The 22896-nt window shown below is 67.4% G+C and carries 17 protein-coding genes and 1 pseudogene; 12 read left to right on the top strand and 6 right to left on the bottom strand.

The features are described from left to right. Positions 1–7: 7 nt before the first annotated feature. Positions 8–2527 (bottom strand): DNA gyrase/topoisomerase IV subunit A, encoded by a 2520-nt coding sequence (locus tag ACV095_RS12510; protein ID WP_478222010.1) that lies wholly within the window; start codon positions 2525–2527, stop codon positions 8–10. Between the two features lie 77 nt (positions 2528–2604). Between ACV095_RS12510 and ACV095_RS12505 the strand changes: the two genes are divergently transcribed. From ACV095_RS12505 to ACV095_RS12485, 5 genes and pseudogenes are all read left to right on the top strand, one after another. Then, positions 2605–5289 (top strand): bifunctional acetate--CoA ligase family protein/GNAT family N-acetyltransferase, encoded by a 2685-nt coding sequence (locus tag ACV095_RS12505; RefSeq protein ID WP_223994792.1) that lies wholly within the window; start codon positions 2605–2607, stop codon positions 5287–5289. 41 nt (positions 5290–5330) lie between these two features. After that, positions 5331–6074: a DUF5998 family protein gene (locus tag ACV095_RS12500; RefSeq protein WP_018769691.1), complete on the top strand. Its 744-nt coding sequence runs from the start codon at positions 5331–5333 to the stop codon at positions 6072–6074. 1 nt (position 6075) lies between these two features. Further along, entirely contained in the window at positions 6076–7314 is a 1239-nt protein-coding gene (locus ACV095_RS12495; protein ID WP_478222009.1) for an alkaline phosphatase family protein, read from the top strand. Further along, a complete protein-coding gene (locus ACV095_RS12490; protein ID WP_018769693.1) occupies positions 7307–8038 on the top strand; it encodes a thymidine kinase in 732 nt (243 codons plus the stop codon). Before ACV095_RS12495 ends, ACV095_RS12490 begins: the two co-directional genes overlap by 8 nt. 97 nt (positions 8039–8135) lie before the next feature. Further along, positions 8136–9634 (top strand): annotated as a pseudogene (locus tag ACV095_RS12485) (HNH endonuclease signature motif containing protein). Positions 9635–9673: 39 nt separating this feature from the next. Here ACV095_RS12485 and ACV095_RS12480 read toward each other — a convergent pair. The 3 genes from ACV095_RS12480 to ACV095_RS12470 form a co-directional block, all read right to left on the bottom strand. Continuing rightward, entirely contained in the window at positions 9674–10279 is a 606-nt protein-coding gene (locus tag ACV095_RS12480; RefSeq protein ID WP_478222008.1) for a dihydrofolate reductase family protein, read from the bottom strand. A 109-nt stretch (positions 10280–10388) separates the two neighbouring features. Beyond that, the gene (sepH, locus tag ACV095_RS12475) at positions 10389–11711 is read right to left on the bottom strand and encodes a septation protein SepH (RefSeq protein WP_478222007.1); all 1323 of its coding nucleotides are present in this window, start codon (positions 11709–11711) and stop codon (positions 10389–10391) included. A 150-nt stretch (positions 11712–11861) separates the two neighbouring features. After that, on the bottom strand, positions 11862–12350 hold the full coding sequence (locus tag ACV095_RS12470; RefSeq protein ID WP_018770730.1) for a DUF3093 domain-containing protein: 489 nt from the start codon (positions 12348–12350) through the stop codon (positions 11862–11864). A gap of 114 nt (positions 12351–12464) precedes the next feature. On the opposite strand from ACV095_RS12470, the gene dut reads away from it, so the two are divergent. From dut to ACV095_RS12450, 4 genes are all read left to right on the top strand, one after another. Further along, a complete protein-coding gene (gene dut / locus ACV095_RS12465; protein WP_478222006.1) occupies positions 12465–12983 on the top strand; it encodes a dUTP diphosphatase in 519 nt (172 codons plus the stop codon). Between the two features lie 107 nt (positions 12984–13090). Then, positions 13091–13804, top strand: a complete 714-nt coding sequence (locus ACV095_RS12460) for a DUF3710 domain-containing protein (protein WP_018770732.1) — start codon at positions 13091–13093, stop codon at positions 13802–13804. A gap of 100 nt (positions 13805–13904) precedes the next feature. Then, the gene (locus tag ACV095_RS12455) at positions 13905–14159 is read left to right on the top strand and encodes a hypothetical protein (RefSeq protein WP_326498069.1); all 255 of its coding nucleotides are present in this window, start codon (positions 13905–13907) and stop codon (positions 14157–14159) included. Continuing rightward, positions 14156–14923: a DUF3159 domain-containing protein gene (locus ACV095_RS12450; RefSeq protein ID WP_018770734.1), complete on the top strand. Its 768-nt coding sequence runs from the start codon at positions 14156–14158 to the stop codon at positions 14921–14923. The genes ACV095_RS12455 and ACV095_RS12450 overlap by 4 nt, the downstream gene beginning before the upstream one ends. Positions 14924–14979: 56 nt before the next feature. On the opposite strand, the gene ACV095_RS12445 is transcribed toward ACV095_RS12450, so the two are convergent. Then, on the bottom strand, positions 14980–15753 hold the full coding sequence (locus ACV095_RS12445; protein WP_018770735.1) for a potassium channel family protein: 774 nt from the start codon (positions 15751–15753) through the stop codon (positions 14980–14982). Then, a complete protein-coding gene (locus ACV095_RS12440) occupies positions 15750–16424 on the bottom strand; it encodes a potassium channel family protein (RefSeq protein ID WP_478222005.1) in 675 nt (224 codons plus the stop codon). Before ACV095_RS12440 ends, ACV095_RS12445 begins: the two co-directional genes overlap by 4 nt. A 118-nt stretch (positions 16425–16542) precedes the next feature. On the opposite strand from ACV095_RS12440, the gene ACV095_RS12435 reads away from it, so the two are divergent. From ACV095_RS12435 to ACV095_RS12425, 3 genes are all read left to right on the top strand, one after another. Further along, entirely contained in the window at positions 16543–18519 is a 1977-nt protein-coding gene (locus ACV095_RS12435) for an APC family permease (RefSeq protein WP_043425214.1), read from the top strand. Continuing rightward, complete coding sequence (locus ACV095_RS12430) at positions 18516–19904, top strand: class I SAM-dependent RNA methyltransferase (protein ID WP_478222004.1); 1389 nt, start codon at positions 18516–18518, stop codon at positions 19902–19904. The genes ACV095_RS12435 and ACV095_RS12430 overlap by 4 nt, the downstream gene beginning before the upstream one ends. Positions 19905–20069: 165 nt before the next feature. After that, a complete protein-coding gene (locus ACV095_RS12425) occupies positions 20070–22895 on the top strand; it encodes an aconitate hydratase (protein ID WP_056393627.1) in 2826 nt (941 codons plus the stop codon). The last annotated feature ends 1 nt before the right edge of the window (position 22896 follow it).

The following is a 22896-nucleotide window of genomic DNA, read 5'->3' as shown; positions in this document are numbered from 1 at the left end:
GCCCGGGCTATTCCCCGGCTGCCGGTCCGTCCGTCCATGCCATGGCCGGGCCCACTGCTTCGACGACCTGTGAGAGCGGGACGCCGGAGCCGTCGCGGCGGCCATGCTCCTGCGGCAGCGACCGGGCCACCCCGGCAGCGGATGAAGCCTTGGCCGGGCCGTGCCCTGCCCAGGCCAGCAGCAGCATGTCCTCACCCTTCAGGAACCGGTGCGACCGGACTCCGGCGGTGGCACGGCCCTTGGCCGGATACTCGGAGACGGCTGTGACCTTGGCGGTGCCAGGGGCCGTGCCCGGCAGGGCGCCGTTGGTCCCGGCGATGGTGACCACGACGGCGGCCTCGTCCTTGGGCTGGACGGCGCCGAAGAAGATCACCTGGTCACCTGCGGCGAGCTTGATGCCCGCCATCCCGCCGGCGGTACGCCCCTGCGGGCGGACGGCGGCGGCGGGGAACTTCAGCAGCTGGGCCTCCCTGGTGAGGAACACCAGTTCGGTGGCATCGTCACCGGCAGGAGCCACGCCCACCACGGTGTCCTTGTCCTTGAGGGTGATGACTTCCCAGTCTTCCCGGTTCAGCGGGTAGTCCGGCTGGACGCGTTTCACCACGCCCTGGGCGGTGCCGATGGCCAGGACCTCATCCAGGCGCACGAACGCCACCAGGGTTTCGCCCTTCACCAGCGTGAGGAAATCCTTTGCGGGGACGCCGCCCGCCAGGTTGGGCAGTCCGGCCACCGGCGCCAGGACCGGCATGTCCATGACCTGCAGCCGGAGCATGCGGCCCAGCGACGTGACGGCGGCGATTTCGCCGCGGGCCGACGTCTTAACCACTGAGGTGTACACATCATGCTTGCTCCGTGGCCCTGCCTCGGCCAGCGGCTCCTGGTTGCCGGTGCGGGCTATCTGGCCGGACGCGGTGAGGATGGCCCAGCAGGGGTCGTCCGCGATCTCCAGTGCCAGCGGCACGGCCTTGCCCTTCTTCCCGTTGGCCCCGGCAAGTTCGGCGGACGCAACGGTGGGGGACACGGCCTCGGACTCCAGCAGCACGGTGCGGCGCGGGGTGCCGTGGTCTTCGGCAATGGCACCCAGTTCGTCGGAAACCACGGTGCGCAGCAGTTCCTCCGAGCCCAGGATCGCCTCCAGCTCGGCGATCTCGCGGCGAAGCTCGTCCTGCTCCTTCTCCAGCTCGATCCGGGAATACTTGGTCAGCTGCCGGAGGCGCAGTTCCAGGATGTAGTTGGCCTGGATTTCGGTGAGGTCGTAGATGGACATCAGCCGCTCGCGGGCCGCGGCGGCCTCGTCCGAGGACCGGATGATCTGGATGACCTCGTCAATGTCCACGATGGCGATGAGGAGGCCCTCCACCAGGTGCAGGCGGTCCTTCTTCTTCCCGAGCCGGAAGGCGGTCCGGCGCCGGACGACGTTGATGCGGTGGTCGACGTAGACACGCAACAGGTCCACCAGGCCCAGCGTCTGCGGCTGGCCGTCCACCAGGGTGACGTTGTTGATGCCGAAGGAGTCCTCCATCGGCGTGTAGCGGTACAGCTGCTGCAGCACCGCGTTCGGGTTGAAGCCGTTCTTGAGCTCGATGACCAGCCGCAGGCCGTGCTTGCGGTCCGTCAGGTCCACGATGTCGCTGATGCCGGTCAGCTTCTTGGCGTTGACGGCATCCTTGATCTTTTCGATCACCTTTTCCGGGCCCACCATGTACGGCAGTTCGGTGACCACCAGGCCGGTGCGGCGCGCGGAGAGCTGTTCCACCTCCACCTTGGCCCGGGTCTTGAACGAGCCGCGGCCGGTGGCATAGGCGTCGCGGATGCCGTCCAGGCCGACGATCCGGCCGCCGCTGGGCAGGTCCGGGCCCGGGACGAACCGCATGAGGTCATCCAGGGTTGCGTCAGGGTGCGCAATGAGGTGCCGGGCGGCGGAGATGACCTCGACCAGGTTGTGCGGGGCCATGTTGGTGGCCATGCCGACGGCGATGCCGGTGGCGCCGTTAACCAGCAGGTTGGGGAAGGCGGCGGGAAGGACGTCCGGCTGGGTCAGCTGGTTGTCATAGTTGGGGACGAAGTCCACCACGTCTTCGTCGAGGTGGTTGGTGAGGGTGAGGGCGGCCGCAGCCAGCCTGGCTTCCGTATAGCGGGGTGCTGCCGGGCCGTCGTCGAGCGATCCGAAGTTGCCGTGCCCGTCGATCAGCGGCAGTCGCAGCGAGAAATCCTGCGCCATGCGCACCATGGCGTCGTAGATGGCGGCGTCGCCGTGGGGGTGCAGCTTTCCCATGACTTCGCCCACCACGCGGGCGCTCTTGACGTGGCCCCGGTCCGGGCGCAGCCCCATGTCGCTCATCATGTACAGGATGCGGCGCTGTACCGGCTTCAGCCCGTCGCGGGCATCCGGGAGGGCCCGGGAGTAGATCACCGAGTACGCGTACTCCAGGAAGGAGCCCTGCATTTCGGACGTGACATCGATATCGACGATGTTTTCCGTGTAGTCGCTCTCCACGATGGGCTTGGAACTTTGGCGGCGGGCCATGGGGTTTGGTGAATCCTTCTGGGGTTACTGTGCAGCCTTGGGGGTGTGCTGCGATAGTTTTTGGCTAGGCTAAGCCTATGGTGGATCAGCCCGGGGACGGCGAATATCCGGAACATTGGGAAGCCGATGTCGTCCTGCGTGACGGCGGGACAGCGCATCTCCGGCCCATCCATCCGTCGGACGCGGACGCCGTGCAGGCCTTCCACACCGGACAGTCGCAGAATTCAATCTACATGCGCTTCTTTGCGTTCAAGGCCAGGTTGTCGGCCAAGGAGCTCAAGCGCTTCACCGAAGTGGACTACAAGGACCGGGTGGCGTTCGTCATCACCATCCGCGGCGAAATCGTCGGCATCGGCCGCTACGACCGGCTTGCCGATCCCACGGAGGCCGAAGTTGCTTTCAACATCTCCGACGCCCACCAGGGCCGGGGAATCGGCTCCATCCTGCTGGAGCACCTTGCCGCCGCCGCGCATGAAAACGGGATCCGCCGCTTCAGCGCCGAGGTGCTGCCGGAAAACCGCAAGATGCTGATGGTCTTCTCCGACGCCGGCTACGACGTCAAGCGCCATTTCGACGACGGCGTCGTCAGCCTCGAGTTCAATATCGACCCCACCGAAAAATCGCGCGCCGTCATGGAATCCCGCGAGCACCGCGCCGAGGCGAGGAGCGTCCGGGACCTGCTGGCGCCGTCGTCCGTTGCGGTCATCGGTGCCAGCCGCAAATGGGGCACCGTGGGGTACCAACTGCTGGAGCACATCATCGAGGGCGGCTTCCACGGGTCCGTGTACGCCATCAACCCGGAGGCGCTGGAACTGGCCGGGATGATGTCCTACGGCAAGCTCTCCGAAGTCCCCGAGCCCGTCCAGCTGGCAATCATCGCCGTTCCCTACGAGGAAGTGGCCGGCGTCGTGGCGGAGTGCGCGGCAGCGGGCGTCAAGGGCGTTGTGATCGCCTCGGCAGGTTTTGCCGACGACGGCGAGCGGGGCCTGCTGCGGCAGCGCGCCCTGGTGCGCCAGGCCCGGGCCAGCGGGATGCGGGTGATCGGCCCGGCGTCGCTGGGCATCGCCAACACTCACCCGGACGTGTCGCTGAACGCGTCGATGGCGCCCACCATGCCGCTGCGCGGCGGCCTGGGCCTGTTCAGCCAGTCGGCCGCCATCGGCGTCTCGCTCTACGCCGCCTCGGCCCGGCGTCGGCTGGGACTGTCCAGCCTGCTCTCGGCAGGCAACAGGGCGGATGTCTCCGGCAACGACATGATGCAGTACTGGGAAGACGATGCCGACACCTCCGCCGTAGGCCTCTACCTGGAGTCAATCGGCAACCCGCGCAAGTTCTCCCGGATCGCACGGCGCCTGGCCCGCACCAAGCCGGTCATCGTGGCCAAGTCGGACACCATGGGGCTCCGTCTGCCGCCCGGACATGCCGTCCGGACCACCCAGGCGCCGGCCGGGGCGCTGGATGCCATGCTGCGCCAGTCGGGCGTGATCCGCGTGGAAACCGTGGAACAGCTGGTGGATGTGGCGCAGGTGGTGTCCGGGCAGCCACTGCCCGCCGGAGCCGACGTCGCCATCTTCAGCAATTCCCAGGCGCTGGGCAACGTGGTGGCGGACAGTGCCGCCGCGCACGGGCTGGGCGTTGCCCGGGTGGTTTCGGGACTGGACCTTGATGCCGGCCAGTCGGTGGCCCTGCCCGCACTGCGGACCGCCCTCCTTGACGCCCTGGCCTCCGATGCCGTGCACGCCGCCGTCGCCGCGCTGCTGCCTGCCCGAGGGCTGACCGCCGACGCGGTGGCGCAGGTCCTGGCCGAATGTTCAGCTACTGCCGGGAAGCCGGTGGTGGCCGCCTTCACCGGCATCCTGGACCCCGCCATCAACGTGGAGGGCCTGGTGGGAGCGGAGGGCTGTACCGTCCCCTGCTTTTCCAACCCCGGGGCTGCCGTGGCCGCGCTCGCGGCCGTGGTCCGTTATGCGGAGTGGGCCGGCCGTGACCAGGGGCATTTCGTCGAACCCGCCGGCTGCGACCCCCGCAAGGCGGAGGCCGAGCTGGACGCCCTGCTCGGGGACGTCACGGGCGACCAGCTCAATCAGCTGGACCCGGCCGCGGCTGCTTCGCTGCTGAAGCATTACGGCATCCCGGTCCTGCCCTCTGCAGGATTCACCACACCGGACGAGGCCGTGGCAGCGGCAGATGCGCTGGGCTGGCCGGTGGTGCTGAAAACCACCGACCCCGCGCTGCGGCACCGGCTTGACCTTGGCGGGGTCAGGCTTGGCATTGAGGACGCCGAATCACTGCGCCAAAACGTGGTGCAGATGCGGCGCGCGCTCGCGGCCTACGGTGATCCCGCCCTGGAAGTACAGGCGATGGCGCCGGTGGGACAGGCCTGCACCTTCCGTGCCATCGAGGATCCGTTGCTGGGCCCGGTCATTTCCTTCGGCCTCGCCGGCGACGCCGTCAACCTCCTGGACGACTGGTCACACCGGGTTCCGCCGCTCTCCGCGGCGGATGTGCACGACTTCATCCGAGCTCCGCGGGCGTCCCGGAAGCTCTTCGGCTACCAGGGCCTGCCGGCTGTCGACGTCCCTGCGCTGGAGGACCTGGCCGCCAGGCTGGCCTGGATGAAGGACAACCACCCGGAGATCGCGCTGGTGGAATTCAACCCGGTTTTGTGCGGCACCGCCGGGGCCACCATCCTCGCCGCTGATGTACGCATCGGCAACGCCGCGCAGCGCACGGACAGTGCCCGCCGCGCCATGCTGGGCTGACGCGGTTAGCAAGTGACCGGACGATCTGTGAAAATGGGGGCATGAGCTTCCAGCCTCCCGCTTCGGCGCCCGAAACGCCCGGCAATGAAAACCAGGCACTCCGCCAGCACAGCTCACACAACCACGGAACACAGGGCCAGAGCCTGGAAGACGCGCTGCAGAAGGCCGGCTTCTACCCCCGCCTGGTCTCCGACGTCGTCGACGACGCACTGGACGGCCGGGACTGCGTGGCCCACCTGGTGCACCTGGAAACCCACTTCGACCGGGCAGAGGTGCGCCGCCACATCACCGTGCTGGTCCTCACCGCGGACATGCTGGTGATCACCCACGTGGATGACCAGCAACTGGACGAGGCGGGGGAGCAAATCGTCGCCCAGATCTCCACCGAGTCCGTTCCCGTGGCCCAGATCCGGTCCGTGGTCCTGAGCTACATGTACGCCCAGCCGCAGAACTACAAGCCCTCCGACCCCGTCCGGGAACTCACGTTGTCCATTGCATGGTCCGGTGGCCAGCGACTGGACATGGGTCCGGCCAGCTGCGGCGATCCGCAGTGCGAAGCTGACCACGGCTACACCGGAACCATCGCCCAGGAAGACATCGTGCTCCGCATCAGCGCGGAGGCAGACGGGCTGCAGGCAGTGCAGGACGCCAAGCTCTTCGCCAGGGCCCTGCGGGCGGTCAACACCGGTTCCGCGGCTCCCGTAACCCATGCCCAGTCCATGGGTCCGCGGACGCGGTCCGGGGTGTTCGGAAACCGGCTCAGCCGCGGGCACCAGCAGCGCTGAGATGCCGGAAGACCGCCACCGCGCCATCCAGGAAACCCCAACCATCGGCCGCACGCCCGACCTTCCAGCCCCTCCCGCCTACGGACAGCGTTCCGTGGCTGAAGTCCTCACCAGCGCCGCGGCAAGCCTCGGCGTGGTGGGCTTTACCAATACCCTTGGGCTACCGGACGCGTCCCGGGTCTGCGTTGTACTGGCTGATGGCCTGGGCAGGAACCTGCTGAAGCAAAAGGCGGCCCACACGCCCTTCCTGCGGTCCGTGATCCAGGCGGGGCAGGGCGAGGTCCCCGTGTGGCTGGATTCCGCCTTCCCTTCCACCACGGCGGCGGCGCTGTCCAGCTTTGGAACCGGACTTGCCCCGGGCCAGCACGGCATGGTGGGCTACGACGTCCTGGACCCTGACCAGGACAAGGTGGTCAATCTGCTGGGGAACTGGGATCCGGGCGTCGACCCGTCCACCTGGCAGCCTTTCCCCACGGTGTTTGAACAGATCGCCGAACAGGTGGACGTCAGCACCGTCAGCCTCTCCCAGTTCGACGGCTCGCCCATGACCCGCGCCGCGCTGCGGGGCGGCAGGTTCATCTCCGGGATAACCGCGCATGCGCGGACCGCGGCCGCGGCCGAGGCCATGGCGACCTCCGGCCCGTCCCTCATGTACTTCTACGTCAACGAACTGGACAAGGCGGGCCACCGCCACGGCTGCCGTTCCGAGCAGTGGGAACACCAGTTGGAGGAGCTCGATTCCACCGTCAAACGGCTCAACTCCACCCTTCCCGCCGGCACCACCATTGTGCTCACCGCAGACCACGGCATGCTGGACGTCCCGGAATCCCAGCGGATTGATTTCTCCACCGACCCCGGGTTGGTGGACGGGGTGCGCCATACGGCCGGTGAACCGCGGATGGTGCACCTGTACCTGGAGGAGGCGGACCTGGAAGCCGGTGCGGGGGCAGCGGAACGGCTGCTTGCCGCCTGGAAGGCGCGGTTCGGCGACCGGGTATGGGCCTTTACGCGCCAGGAAGCCGTTGCCGGGGGACTATTTGGTGACGTCCGTCCCGCTGTTGCGGGCAGGATCGGTGACGTGATGATCGCGGCGCGTGACGCCGTCGCACTTTATGACGGCCGGCGGATGCGACCCACCGCCATGGAAGTGGTGGGCCAACACGGCTCGCTGACGAAGGCGGAGCGGGAGGTCCCGCTGCTCTGCTTCACCGCCGAAGGAAGGAACCGCCGGCGTGGCTGAACTCATCTTCTTCTCCGGCACCATGGACTGCGGCAAATCGACGCTGGCGCTGCAGATGGACTACAACCACCGGGCCCGCGGCCGCGGCGGCGTCCGCTTCAGCCGCAACGACCGCGCCGGAGAGTCCCGGATCTCCAGCCGCCTGGGCCTGGAGACGGACGCCGTGGAGGTGCTGGACAGCACCGACTTCTGGGAAGAAGTCATGCTTCGCCGCACCCAGGGCCAGCGTGTGGATTACCTGATCTGCGACGAGGCCCAGTTCTACTCCCCGGAGCAGGTGGAGCAGCTGGCCAAGGTGGTGGACGAAATCGACGTCGACGTCTTTGCCTTCGGCATCACGGCCGACTTCCGCACCAGGCTGTTCCCGGGTTCGCAGCGGCTCATCGAGCTTGCCGACCGGGTTCAGGTGCTGCAGGTGGAGGCGCTGTGCTGGTGCGGGCGGCGTGCAACGCACAACGCCAGGACGGTCGACGGCGTCATGGTCACCGAGGGCGCGCAGGTGGTGGTGGGTGACGTGGACATGGTGGTTGAGGCTGCCGCCGCCCCGGACGCCGGGCATGTACCCGTAGTGGGCTACGAAACGCTGTGCCGGCGCCACTTCATGCGGCGGGTGACGGCCCACGGCGCCAACCTGATGGCCCAGCAGGACCAGTTGCTGCCGTTCGACGTCGACGCCTGCCTCTGGCGCGGTTCCGGCGGACCCGGCGGGAGCCGAGGGGCTTAGCCCCACCCTCTTCGTCAAAGAAACCCCTGAAGCGGGGCTGCCCTTGAAACTGAGGTGGCCAGCTCTGATTGTCGGACCCCCTTGCCATGACGGGTTTATGGGGAAGTCGGCGGTGGTGAGGGCGTTCGAGGAGATCCGTACTGCCCTTGCGGTGCTTCAGGCTGAGGTGGATGGGGCGGGTTCGTTGCCGTTCTCGGATATTGATCCGCTGGCCGGTCTGGCCGATGGCTGCCTGGATATTCTTGCCGGGGCCCGGGAGGTGGAGGCGCGGGTTGCGGGGGTGAAGGCGAAGGCTGCGGTGGGGTACGCGGAGGCTGCGCATGCTGTGGCGGGCCCGGGGGTGCCGGTGGTGGCGCAGGAGATGGCGGTCGCGGCGGAGATCGGGTGCGTGCTGGCGTTGGGTCCGCGGGCGGCGGCGTCGTTCCTGGCCACCTCCCATGCCCTGACCAGCAGCTTGCCGCGGACTTTGGAGGCGTTGCAGTCCGGGACCCTGTCGTGGCAGCACGCGATAGTGCTGGCAGATGAGACGGCGTCCCTTGATGCGGTGGGAGCGGCGGCGTTGGAGGCGCATTTCCTGGACCCTGAAGCACAGGATGCCGCCCGGGGCTGCCCGGTTGGGGAGCTGCCGGCGCACCGGTTCCGGGTCAAGGCCCGGACCTGGCGGGAGCGCCACCACGCCGAGTCGATGGAGAAGCGGCATGCCAGGGGTGTGGCGGAGCGGCGGGTGGAGTTCCGGGCGGACCGGGACGGGATGGCGTGGCTGGGCGCGTACCTGCCCGCGGACCAGGCCCAGGCTGGGTGGAACCGGCTCACCGCTGCCGCACGGGGCCTGCAGGGGCCGGGCGAGGACAGGACCATGCCCCAGCTGCGGGCCGACAGTTTCGCCGCAGCGATCCTCGGCAGCGGCAACATCCGGGGCGGCAGCACCAGTCTCATCAGTGCCAGTGCCACTGCCGGCGTCTTGGCTGCTGTGGGGCCGGGCGCCGGTGCCGGTGGCACTGATAGCGCCGCATCCGGAACTGGCCACCAGCCGTCGCCGGTCCGCGCTGAGGTGCTGGTTACGGTTCCGGTGTTCGCGCTGATGGGCCTGACCGATGAGCCGGCGATGCTGGACGGGTATGGTCCGGTGCCGGCGTCGATGGCGCGGCGACTGGTCGCGGACGGGGCGGGCTCGTTTTACCGGGTGTTGGTGGACCCGCGGGACGGGGCGCCGTTGGAGATCGGCCGGAAGAGTTACCGGGTTCCCAGGGCGATGCGGGCCTGGCTGCGGATGCGGGACGGGAAATGCCCGTTCCCGGGCTGCAGCAACACCTCCCTGGACACGGAGGCCGACCATCTCCTCGCCTGGCACCACGGCGGCACCACCGGAATCAGCAACCTGGGACAGCCCTGCCCGAAGCACCACCGGCTCCGGCACACCACCGGCTGGAAACCCACCCCGGCCAGCACGAACGAACCACCCGGCTGGACCTCACCACCGGCCGCCACTACACAAGCGAACACCAGGACTGGGAACCACCAAAGTGGCCACCAGGATTCCTGCCCGGCGAACGAAGCCTCCTCGAAGAGGCACTTCAGGAGTACCTCAGCGCTTGAGCCTTTGGAGCATGTCGCCGTACGGAGACGTTGAGGCCGTCAGTGCACGCGGCGATAGCGGATGTGCGTTGCCAGCGGCGAGTGGAGCACTTCGGTGGGTTCAAAGCCGAAGGATTCAACGCCGTCGAAAATCCGTTCCCCTGACCCGAGCAGCACCGGCGCGATGTCGAGGGTGAGTTCGTCGATTACTCCCGCGATCAGCGCCTGCCGGACGGTAGATGCCCCGCCGGCGATGTCCACGCCTTTGTCCCCGGCGGTGTCACGGGCGGCAGCGTAGGCGGCATCGAAGCCGTCGGTGATGAAATGGAAGGTCGTCCCGCCCTCCATCTGGAGGGAGTCGCGGGCATGATGCGTGAGGACGAACACTGGCGCGTGGTAGGGCGGTTCGGGTCCCCACCAACCGCTCCATTCCCCGTCCCAGTCTCCGCGGATAGGGCCGAACATGTTCCGCCCCATCACATAAGCGCCGCGCGGGCGCATAAGCCATTCGCTGGCCACCTTGTCGGCGTCGTTGGCCCGGGGGTCGCCCAGGTGCCACGCATGCAGTTCCATGCCCCGTCTACCCAAGGGGTTGTCGCGGCTTTGGTCCGGCCCGGCGACGAAACCGTCCAGGGAGATGGACATGTGGCAGGTTGTGTCCGGCACCGCAGACCTCCTGGTGATTGCGCTATGTGAAGCGGCCGTGTGGTGGGGAGCTTAGCACGCGCCCGTGCGTAACGCGGCCAATGCCATCATCGGTGCGGGGAGGGAGCTTCTAGTCGCTCCGCGTGCCAAAAACGATTTCGTCCCAGGACGGCACGCTGGACCGCTTGGGCCGTGCGGGCCGGTCCGGCGCCTCAGTCTCCGGCAGCTGTCCGGTGGAGGGGGAAGCGTCTTCCTGCTTCGCCGCCGGGCGGCGGGGATTGCTGCCCAGCAGCTCGTCCAGCCCGGCGCCGCCGGAAGTTCCGGAACCAGCCCCGGGAGTCGGACCGGCGGGCTTCTGCGGGGACGCCGCAATGGTGATTTCCCTCGTGTCGGTGCTGACGCCGTCGTGAAGCCGCAGCGCATCATCGTGGCTGTCACGGTGCGGCGGAAGGATGCTGAGCCTCGACAGCATTGAAGGCCTGGTGTCCCTGCGCCTGATGAAGGAGTCGCCCTGGGCTGCCGGCGCATCCCGCTGGTCATCCTGCGGTTCCGTCTCCCCGGCCTCCGGTTCAGCCGCCACTTCGGAAGGGCGCGGGTGGGCAGCGGGCACGCCATGGGTCAGCAGCAGCGCCAGTGCGTCGTCGGAATCCTCATCTACGCCCAGGCGCTGGCCGCGGCGGGAGCGGAGCATGTCAAGGAGGCCGTCGGATTCCTTGCCGGAATCCTGCACGGGCACTCCCTGGCCGGCCGGCGACGTCCTGGACGCATCCGCGTCCGTCTCGAAATCAAAGGGGCGGTCGGAAACCGCGGTGAGGCGGCGGGCAGGAACGGGCCCGTCCAGCGGTTCAAGTTCGCTCAGCTGCTGCGCCCAGCGGTTGGTGTTCTGCAGGGACTTCCGTGCCGGGCTGAAGGTCCACAGTGCAGGAGGTTCTTCGCCGATTCCCGAGGTACCCCCGGGCTTGGCTTCGAAGCTTGCTGAGACAGTCCAGGTACCGTCCTGGCGCCGCCAGGAGTCCCACTCCACGGTTGAGGGGTCGATGCCGTGGGCGGACAGGCGGTGGGCCACCATGTCCTCCAGCGTTGCCGGGTTGTCGCCGAAGGCGGACCGGTAGACGTCGTGGCCGGGGGAAGGCGCCGCGACTTCAACTTTCCGCGCCTGCTGGGCAACATATTCGCGCTCCGCCAAGACAGGGCCCTCGTAACGCTCCACCTTGGCCAGCGGCATCCCGGACAGCTCGGCGACGTCGGCAGCCGTGGCACCGGCACGGATCCGTGCCTGGATGTCCCGGGGGGACATGGGAACGGCCGGCCTCTCCGTCCGCGGCCTGGCCGTGGACCGGCTGGCCGTCCTGAGGGCCTCATCGATCGGCAGCTGGAACATCTCGCCGCCGGGCCCGCTTAACAGGAGATGCGTCCCGTCGTCGTGCACGCCTACAAGCCGTAGATCCTGCATACAAATCCTCCACCCTGGCATTACTATCAATCGAAACTCTGCCACCCGGCGGCGGGGAATTGGCTCAAGGAGCAGGGCGCGCCGTCATTTTCCGCTGGAAGCAGGCCCGAAAGGTGCGTGCGGGCGCAAGGACCGGCGGCCCCGGCGGCGTCAGTGCCGCGTCAGGGCTGCCGTCAGCTGGTCCGGATGGCGGGTCGAGGCGAGCCAGTAGGGGGTCCGGTCGGCGGGGTCCGTGATCTCGATTTTTACGACGGGATCGATCCAGCCGCGAATGCACAGGTAGGCGAGCCCGTTGAGCCGGGTGCCCCGTTCCGCGGTCGCCTCCCCGGCCTTGAACTGCTGCACAGCGCCGACGAAACGGCGTTCGATGGTGGCCCTTCCAACGGTGAGGGTGTCAGCCGTGACCGAAATGACGGGGGTGGAAACAACCAGGAGGACCGCGATGATGGCGAAAAGCACCAATGCCGCGGTGTAGCCTGCCGCCATGCTGATGGGGGCGAAAACCAGGATGCCCGCTGCGGAGACGCCGGCCGCGATGATCCAGATCCAGGCGTTGGGCCACAGCTTCTCCCTGTAGACAACAGGTGTCCCGGCAGAGGGTGTGCTGGGAACGGACGCAGGCGAGCTTGAATCGGGCATAGCCCAAGCTTTCCACCTTTGGCCGGCTATTTCACCTTGGGACAGGCTCCGCGGCCCGGCCCCCCGGGAGTCTCCCTAGGAGTGATTTGGGGGCGCGGGTTAGAGTGAGTGACTGTGACTGATCATCCCGCCACGGTAGACCTTGTCCCGGACGCAGCCTTGCCCGCCACCGCCGCTCCCACCCTGCAGGTCCAGTTGAAGATGCTGGATCCTGAGCTGGAAGCACCGTCCTACGCACATCCGGGCGACGCCGGCGCAGACCTCCGCGCCCGCGAGGACGTGGTCCTGATGCCCGGTGAGCGCAAATTGGTCCCCACCGGCGTGGCCATTGCCCTTCCTTATGGGTTCGTGGCGCTGATCCACCCCCGCTCCGGCCTGGCCAGCAAGCATGGCCTGACGATCGTGAACGCCCCCGGCACCGTTGACGCGGGCTACCGGGGCGAGATTTCGGTAACACTGCTGAACACCGACTCGTCCCAGCCCATTGAGCTCCGGCGCGGCGATAGAATTGCCCAAATGGTTATCCAGCGGGTGGAGCACGCCCAATTCATTCCTGTCAGCGAACTGAGCGGATCCGTGCGGGGCACCGGAGGCTTCGGTTCCACCGGCGGGTTCAGCGTCCCCGGAGCCTGACCTTTAGGCTGCACCCGCAGCCACGCCGGCATGCACGACGGCGGAACCTCCAAAGTTTCGCCGGCAGGTTTCAGGACTGGCACTTTTCCAGAATTAAGGAGTCACCCATGGTCTTTGGGTTCGGCAGGAAAGCAAAGAGTGAAGAGCCGGCAGAGCCGGCCGACGAGCTCACGGTTGCGGACGGCGAAGAAAGCGGATCCGCCACCGCCGCCCGCCGCCAGGACGGCCCCTTCGATGAGGCCGAGATCAGCAGCCGCGACGGCTATGTGGATCTTGGTGCCTTGCTGATCACGCCCAGCGAGGGCCTTCAGCTCCGCCTCGAAGTCGAGGAGGCAACACAGCGCGTGGTGGCGGTGACGCTCGACCTGGACGGCTCCAGCCTCCAGCTGCAGGCCTTTGCAGCGCCCAAAACCGAGACCTTGTGGGATGAGATCCGCGAACAGATCGGCCAGTCGGTCGGTGCGCAGGGCGGCCAGGTTGAAGAGGTGGAAGGGGCTTTCGGTACCGAGCTGGTGGCCAAGCTGCCTGCCGGGCTCCCGGACGGGAGCCAGGGCTACCGCGTGGCCCGGTTCATCGGCGTCGATGGTCCCCGCTGGTTCCTGCGCGGCGTCCTGGGCGGACCTGCGGCGCTGGAACGCCCCGCCGCGGAACCGCTCGAAGCACTGTTCCGGCAGGTCGTAGTGGTCCGTGGCGACAGCCCCATGCCCCCGCGGGACCTCCTGCAGCTGAGGCTGCCGAAGGACGCCTCCGCCACTCCTCCGCCCGCCGCGCCCACCCTGGAGGAGCCCGAACGTGGTCCCGAAATTACCCAGATCGGCTGAGTCTCCCTACAACAACCCGGTCCATGCGTCCGGCCGGATCACCCCACTGGAGCAACTTCCTGACAAGGGACGCGTCATGTGCCAGGGGCACATTGAATCGGTGACCTTTGTCCCTGCCGACCGGACCCCGGAATTCAGTGCCATTCTGTCCGAGGATGACGCCGAACGTCCGGGCCCTGGTCCGAAGCGGGGCAGGCCGCCCCGGCTCCGTGTCGTCTGGGTGGGCCGCCGCCGCGTGCCGGGCATCGAAGCGGGCGCGCGGATCCGGGTTGAGGGGATGCTGGCCCGGGGCGAAGACATGCCCACCATATTCAATCCCCGCTACGAGATACTGTCCCGCCAGGAGAACGAATGACCGCGCAAGAGCCCGAACAGCCATCCGGCCCTGCACATCCGGGCAGAGAACAGCAGGGCAGGCCGCAGGCTCCCGGTCCATCACCCGTTGCCGGCCTCGCCGCCGGGTACGCCGCCAAAGCGGGACTCCACCGCACCCACGACGGGCAGGTGGACGTGCTGCGCAGCGCCGGGGGAGTGCAGGGAATTGCCGAGAGCATCGTTCCCGGCCTGGTGTTCCTGGTGGCGTTCACCATCACCCGCGAGCTCACGCTGTCACTGGTGGCCGCCCTGGCATCGGCAGCCGTGTTCACCGTTGTCCGCCTGATACAGCGGCGGCCTCTGACCCAGGCCCTGGCGGGGATTGTCGGCGTCGGCATCTCCGCCTGGCTGGCCAACACCACCGGCAAGGCCGAAGACTTCTACCTCCCCGGCTTCTTCACCAACGCCGCCTACATCCTGGCGATGGTCATCTCTATTGCCGTGAAGTGGCCCGTGGCCGGGCTCCTCTTTGGCTTCATCCGCAACGAGGGCGTGGAATGGCGTAAGGAACCTGACCGGGTCAAGGCGTACCGCCTGGGCACCTGGATCATCGTGGGCGTCCTGGCGCTCCGGCTCATTGTGCAGGTGCCCCTCTACCTGATGGGCACCGACGGCCTGGCCGCCCTCGCCACCACACGGCTCATTATGGGCGCCCCCCTGTACATCCTGGGCGTCTGGGTGGCCTGGCTGGTGACCCGGCCTGCCCCGGCGGAGCCTGAAGCCGGCACAGACCAGCCCGCCTGACAGACCAGCCCGCCTGACGGCCAGGCCGCCCCGCCTCTCCCCGGGCAGCGGCGGACCTAGCCGTCGAAGCCGTCGTCCTCCGGGACCGGGCCGTATCCGCTGGCGGTGGCCGGCTGGGCGCTGCCGCCCGCCTGCTCTCCACCGTTGATGCCGGCGGTGTCGATGCTGCCGGGTGCGGAGGAAAGCAGCTCCCGCAGCCGGTCCTCGGCGGCGATGGTGGTGACGAAGAAGAGTTCATCGCCGCCGTCGATCACGTCGTCGCGGCTGGGGGTAATGGGTGCCTGGTCCCGCAGGATCGCCACCAGGGTGGCGTCCTCCGGCCAGTGGATGTCGCCCACGGTCATGCCGATCACGTGCGAATCATGCGGGACGGTGAATTCCACCAGCGACGCCACGCCCGTCTGAAGCGTCAGCAGCCGGACCAGGTCGCCGATCTCCACTGCCTCTTCCACCAGGGCCGTCATCAGCTGCGGGGTGTTCACGGCGACGTCGACACCCCATGAATCGTTGAACATCCAGTCGTTCTTGGGGTTGTTCACCCGGCCCACCGTCCGGCCAACCCCGAACTCGGTCTTGGCCAGCAGGGACACCACCAGGTTCACCTTGTCATCGCCCGTGGCGGAAACCACCACGTCGGCGTCTTCCACCTTCGCGCCCTGCAGCGTGGAGAGCTCGCAGGCGTCACCCACCAGCCAGTGGGCGCCCCGCAGGCCGCTGCGCCCGATCACTTCCGGTTTGAGGTCGATAAGGAGGATTTCGTGCTTGTGCGCCAGCAGTTCGCGGGCAATGGACGATCCGACGCTGCCGGCGCCGACAATAACGACTTTCACTGATACTCCTTGGCGGGGGCTTTGGCGAGGATCTGGGCGATCTGGGCGCTGCGGTCCACCTGCAGCATGGCGTGCACGGTGTCGCCATCCTGGTAGGCGGTTCCGGCGTCGGGCAGCAGGCCCTCGCCGAAGCGGGTCAGGTACGCCACGCGCACATCGGCAGCCTTCTCAATGCTGCTGATGCGGTGCCCGGTCCAGCCGGCGTCGAGGTCCAGTTCGGCCAGGACCAGGCGTCCTGAGGGCTCCCGGAAGTCGCCCGCGAGGTGCTGTTCGGGAAGGATGCGGCGCAGCACCTGGTCGGCGCTCCAGCGGACGGCCGCCACGGTGGGAATGCCAAGGCGCTGGTAAATCTCGGCGCGTCCCGGGTCATAGATCCTTGCGACGACGTGCGGGACGTGGAAGGTCTCACGGGCCACCCGGGTGGCCAGGATGTTGGAGTTGTCCCCGCTGGAGACCGCGGCGAAGGCATAGGCCTCGCCCACCCCGGCCTGCTTGAGGGTGTCCCGGTCAAAGCCAATGCCCGTGACTTTCCGTCCGGTAAAGCCCTGGCGGAGCCGGCGGAAGGCGCGGTCGTCCTGGTCGATGATGGCCACGGAATGTCCGGCATCCTCCAGCGTGTGCGCCAGCGTTGCCCCCACCCGGCCACATCCCATGATCACGAAATGCGCCACCGTATCTCCTCCATATGTAAGTCAGGATCGTGCAGCTAGAACTCTACCGGCACGGCCCTGGTTAGGCCCGGCCGGGGCCCGTCATGACATCGTCCGCGATTCAGACTAGCTTTGTGGGGTGTTGACAATACTGAACGCCGTCAAACGCGTGCTGGTGGGCAGGCCGTTCCGGAACGACCGGCTGGCCCATACCCTGCTTCCCAAGAAGATCGCACTGCCGATCTTCGCCTCCGACGCCCTTTCCTCCGTAGCCTACGCGCCGGACGAGATCCTCCTGACCCTTGCCCTGGCAGGTGTGAGCGCCGTGGCGATCTCGCCCCTGGTGGGACTGGCGGTCATGGTGGTCCTGCTGACCGTTGTCGCTTCCTACCGGCAAAACGTCCACGCGTACCCGTCGGGCGGCGGCGACTACGAGATCGCCAACGTAAACCTCGGCAAGTACGCCGGGCTGACGGTAGCCTCGGCCCTCCTGGTGGACTATGTCCTGACCGTTGCCGTGTCCATGTCCTCGGCAGCGGCGTACCTCACCACTGCTGTACCGTCACTGCACGGTGAGCAGGCCGTCATCGCCACCATCGGCGTCGTCATCCTTGCCCTGGTCAACCTGCGCGGCATCAAGGAAGCGGGCAGCGTATTCGCCGTCCCCACCTACATCTTCATGGCATCGATCCTGGGCATGACCGCGGTGGGCGTGTTCCAGGCCGCAACGGGGCAGCTGGGGGAGGCGCCGTCGGCGGCCTTCACCATCGTCCCCACGGAAGGCTTCGACCAGGGCCTGGTGGGCCTGGCCGGCGCGTTCCTGCTGCTCCGGGCCTTCTCCTCCGGCGCCGCAGCGCTTACGGGCGTGGAAGCGATCAGCAACGGCGTGCCGAACTTCAGGCACCCAAAGAGCAAGAATGCGGCCACCACCCTCCTGCTCCTGGGGGTGATCGGCGCCGCGATGCTGGCCGGCATCATCTACCTGGCCAACGCTACCAAGGTCCACATCGTGCTGGATCCGGCCACGGAATTCCTGCTCGACGGGAACCCGCTGCCGGAGGGATACGTCCAGAACCCGGCCATCAGCCAGATTGCCCAGACCATCTTCGGCCCGGGCAGCATCCCGTTCTACATCGTGGTGGCGGCCACCGGCGTCATCCTGGTGTTCGCGTCCAACACGGCCTTCAACGGCTTCCCGGTCCTCGGCTCCATCCTGGCCCAGGACGGCTACCTTCCCCGCCAGCTCCGGACCAGGGGCGACAGGCTTGCGTTCAGCAACGGTGTCCTTGCCCTCGCGGCAGGCGCCCTGGTGCTCATCATTTCGTTCGACGCGGACGTCACCAAGCTCATCCAGCTCTACATCGTGGGCGTCTTCATCTCCTTCACCCTCAGCCAGCTCGGCATGATCCGGCACTGGGGGCGCGAGCTGAAGCTTGCCAAGGACAAAGCCGTCCGGCGCCGGATGATGAAGTCCCGCACCATCAACAGCATCGGCTTCGGCATGACCGGGCTGGTGCTGGTCATCGTCCTCATCACCAAGTTCGAACAGGGCGCCTGGATCGCCCTCCTGGCCATGTTCGTCCTCTTCCTGATCATGTGGAGCATCCGGGCGCATTACGACAACGTGGCCAAGGAACTCGCGGTGGATGAGGACTCCTCACCCCGGGCCCTGCCCACCAGGGTGCACGCCGTCCTGCTGGTGTCCCACGTCCGCAAACCCGTCCTGCGTGCGCTGGCCTACGCCCGTGCGTCCCGGCCCTCCCGGCTGGACGCCATAACGGTGGACATCGACGCGGAGGAAACGGCCCACACCATCGCCGACTGGGAAAAGCTCGAAATCCCGGTCCCGCTGACCGTCCTGGCCAGCCCCTACCGCGAGACGGTCACGCCCATCATGGAGTACATCAAGCAAATGCGCCTGGACTCCCCGCGGGACCTGATCGTGGTCTACATCCCGGAATACGTGGTGGGCAAGTGGTGGGAGCAGCTGGTGCATAACCAGACCGCCCTGCGCATCAAGACCCGCCTGCACTTCGAACCCGGAGTCATGGTGGCCAGTGTTCCGTGGCAGCTCAAATCATCCGAAGAAGCAAAGAACCTCCAGGACGTCCAGTGACCGCAAGAACTTCAACAGCCGCGCCGCAGGCACCGGACGCTGCCGGGCATGCAGGCGAAGAGGCGGTCCTCGACGTCGGGCCCGTGGCCCATGGCGGGCACTGTGTTGCGCGGCATGAGGGCAGGGTCATCTTTGTCCGGCACGCCATCCCGGGAGAGAAAGTCCGGGTCCGGCTGACCGATGCAGCGGACGACGCCAAGTTTTGGCGGGCGGACGTCATCGAGGTGCTCGAGGCTTCCCCCGACCGGGTGGAGCACTTTTGGCATCCTGCGGATTCCCGCCGGGCATGGGGCCACGGCCACCCGCCTGTGGGGGGTGCGGAGTTCGGGCACATGACACTGGCCCGGCAGCGCAGCCTCAAGGCGGATGTCCTGGCCGAACAGCTCACCCGGCTGGCCGGCTTTGAGCAACTGCCCGCCGCCTGGGCGGGCAGCGTGGAGGCGGTAGGGGAAAAGTACGACGGCGGCACCGGCCTTGGGTGGCGCACACGGGCCAGCTTTTCGGTCACCCCCGGCGGCAGGCTGGGAATGCACGCTCACCGTTCCAGCCAGATCATCCCGGTGCGGGAGATGCCCCTGGCCAGCGGCGCCATCAACGCGCTGCGCTTGTGGGACTTGGACCTCCAGGGCATCGAGCGGGTTGAGGTGGCCGCTCCGGCCAACGCTTCCCGGCCCCTGGTGCTCCTTGCGCCCGCGCCCGGGACAAAGGACAAACGGCTGAGGGCAATTGCTGCGGAAGTGCCGGGGGACGTTTCCGTGGCGGCCTTTGATGCGCTGACCGGTGACGTGACACAGCTCCGCGGCCGGACCTGGGTGCAGGAGTCCGCCGAGGGACACGATTTCCGCGTTACCGGAGAGGGCTTCTGGCAGATCCACCGCGACGCGCCCGGGACACTTGTGGGGGCTGTCACAGAATTCCTCCGGCATGGAGACTTCCTCCACCCCGGAGCCGTGGTGGCCGACCTCTACGCAGGAGCCGGGCTCTTCACCGCTGTCCTGGCCGACGCCGTGGGGGAGACCGGGTCCGTGCTCTCGGTCGAAGGGGCGCCCGGCGCCAGCCGCGACGCCCGGAAAAACCTGCACTCCGCGCCGCAGGTGGAGGTGGTCCAGGGCCGCGTGGAACGGGTCCTGCGCCAGAAGCCGCGGAATTTCGACGCCCTGGTCCTTGACCCGCCCAGGGCCGGAGCCGGGAAAGCCGTCGTCGGCCAACTCGTTGCCTCGCAGCCCCGGGCCATTGCCTACGTGTCCTGCGACCCGGCGTCGTTCGCCCGTGACCTGGGTTACTTCCGCCGCTCAGGGTGGGACCTCGCCGGCCTCCGGGCCTTCGACCTGTACCCCCACACCCACCACCTTGAGACCGTGGCACTGCTGGCTCCGGCTCCGTGATGCGGCCGCGGTTTTGGACTACGATGACCGTAGTAGTCCCACGTCGCGCCCGAATTCTCGGCCGGCCGTGTGCAATTTTCGGGCCCTGTAACTACTTAGGGCGTCCTAACTAGCAGGCGGTCAACCGCGCGACAAAGATGAAACTGTTGCGAGAGGAGTCCTGCGATGAGCACTGTGGACAGCTTCGGTTCAAAAGGCAAACTTAATGTAGCCGGAACCGAATACGAAATTTTCCGGTTGAACTCCGTTGAAGGTGCAGAAGCCCTTCCGTTCAGCCTCAAGGTATTGCTTGAAAACCTGCTGAGGACCGAGGACGGCGCGAACATCACTGCCGATCACGTTCGCGCTTTGGCAGGCTGGGATCCGAATGCGGAGCCCGATACAGAAATCCAGTTCACGCCGGCACGCGTGATCATGCAGGACTTCACCGGCGTTCCCTGCGTGGTTGACCTGGCGACGATGCGTGAAGCCGTCAAGGAACTGGGCGGCGACCCCAAGCGGGTCAACCCGCTGGCGCCGGCCGAGATGGTCATCGACCACTCGGTCCAGATCGATGCCTTCGGCAACTCCGGCGCGCTGGAGCGCAACATGGAGATCGAATACCAGCGCAACGGTGAGCGCTACCAGTTCCTGCGCTGGGGCCAGACCGCATTCGACGACTTCAAGGTGGTTCCCCCGGGAACCGGCATTGTGCACCAGGTCAACATCGAGTACCTGGCCCGCACCGTCATGACCCGCGAAGTGGGCGGCGTCCTGCGCGCCTACCCTGACACCTGCGTAGGCACCGACTCCCACACCACCATGGTCAACGGCCTGGGCGTGCTGGGCTGGGGCGTGGGCGGCATCGAAGCCGAGGCCGCCATGCTCGGCCAGCCCGTCTCCATGCTGATCCCGCGCGTTGTGGGTTTCAAGCTCAGCGGCAGCATCCCCGCCGGCGCCACCGCAACCGACGTAGTGCTGACCATCACCGAGATGCTCCGCAAGCACGGCGTGGTGGGCAAGTTCGTGGAGTTCTACGGCGAGGGTGTCGCAGCGGTGCCGCTGGCCAACCGCGCCACCATCGGCAACATGAGCCCGGAATTCGGCTCCACGGCTGCCATGTTCCCGATCGACGACGTCACCCTGGACTACCTGCGCCTCACCGGCCGCTCCGAGCAGAACGTCGCCCTCGTGGAGGCGTACGCGAAGGAACAGGGCCTGTGGCACGACGCGTCGCGCGACATCAAGTTCTCCGAGTACCTGGAACTGGACCTGTCCACCGTTGTCCCGTCCATTGCAGGCCCCAAGCGCCCGCAGGACCGCATCGAGTTGACCGAGGCCAAGGACGAGTTCCGCCACGACCTCAAGAACTACGTGTCCCATGACGCCAACGCGGGCACCCTGGACGAGTCCCTCGAAGAGAGCTTCCCGGCCTCCGACGCCCCGTCCTTCACCTCCGGCGGAACCCACGTCTCCGACACCGACCGCGAACCGCCGAAGTATTCGGCGGCCCACGGCGGCGCCGGGCGGATCACCAGCCCGGTTCCCGTGAAGATGGCTGACGGACGCGAGTTCGAGCTGGACCACGGCGCGGTCACCATCGCGTCCATCACGTCCTGCACCAACACGTCCAACCCCTCGGTCATGCTGGCCGCCGCCGTCCTGGCGCGCAACGCCGTCGAAAAGGGCCTCACCGCCAAGCCGTGGGTCAAGACCTCAGTCGCCCCGGGTTCGAAGGTTGTCACCGACTACTACGAAAAGTCCGGCCTGACCCCCTACCTGGAGAAGCTCGGCTTCTACATCGTGGGCTACGGCTGCGCCACCTGCATCGGCAACTCCGGCCCGCTGGAACCCGAGATCTCCGAGGCCATCCAGGCCAACGACCTCGCCGTCAGCGCCGTCCTGTCGGGCAACCGCAACTTCGAAGGCCGGATCAACCCGGACGTCAAGATGAACTACCTGGCGTCCCCGCCGCTGGTCATCGCCTACGCCCTGGCCGGTTCCATGGACTTCGACTTCGAGACCGACGCGCTCGGCAAGGACGAGGCCGGCAACGACGTCTTCCTGAAGGACATCTGGCCCAACCCCGTTGAGGTCCAGCAGGTCATCGATTCCTCGATCGACAAGGAAATGTTCGCCAAGGGCTACGAGGGCGTCTTCGACGGCGACGACCGCTGGAAGGCACTGGACACCCCGGCTGGCGACACCTTCGCCTGGGATCCGAACTCCACCTACGTCCGGAAGCCCCCGTACTTCGAGGGCATGCAGGCGACGCCGGAACCGGTCAAGGACATCACCGGCGCCCGCGTGCTGCTGAAGCTCGGCGACTCCGTCACCACCGACCACATCTCACCGGCCGGTTCGTTCAAGTCCGACACCCCCGCCGGCCAGTACCTGCTGGCCAACGGCGTGGAGCGCAAGGACTTCAACTCCTACGGCTCGCGCCGTGGCAACCACGAGGTGATGATCCGCGGTACGTTCGCGAACATCCGCATCAAGAACCAGCTCCTGGACGGTGTTGAGGGTGGCTTCACCCGCGACTTCACCCAGGCTGACGGCCCGCAGGCCTACGTCTACGACGCCGCGCAGAACTACCAGGCAGCCGGCACCCCGCTGGTGGTCCTGGCCGGCAAGGAGTACGGCTCCGGTTCGTCCCGTGACTGGGCCGCCAAGGGTACCGCCCTGCTGGGTGTCAAGGCTGTCATCGCCGAAAGCTACGAGCGCATCCACCGCTCCAACCTGATCGGCATGGGCGTCCTGCCGCTGCAGTTCCCGGCCGGGGAGAACGCTGCCAGCCTGGGCCTGACCGGCACGGAAACCTTCTCGGTGGAGGGCGTCACTGCCCTGAACGAGGGCACCACGCCCAAGACCCTGAAGGTCACCGCCACCGCCGAGGACGGCTCCTCGAAGTCGTTCGACGCCGTCCTGCGCATCGATACGCCGGGTGAAGCGGACTACTACCGCAACGGCGGCATCCTGCAGTACGTGCTGCGCCAGATCTCCGCCAACTAGC

It is taken from the genome of Arthrobacter sp. JDC6, from assembly GCF_056484025.1.
The sequence above is the reverse complement of the archived record's forward strand: the minus strand, read 5'-3'. Positions and strand labels throughout refer to the sequence as shown.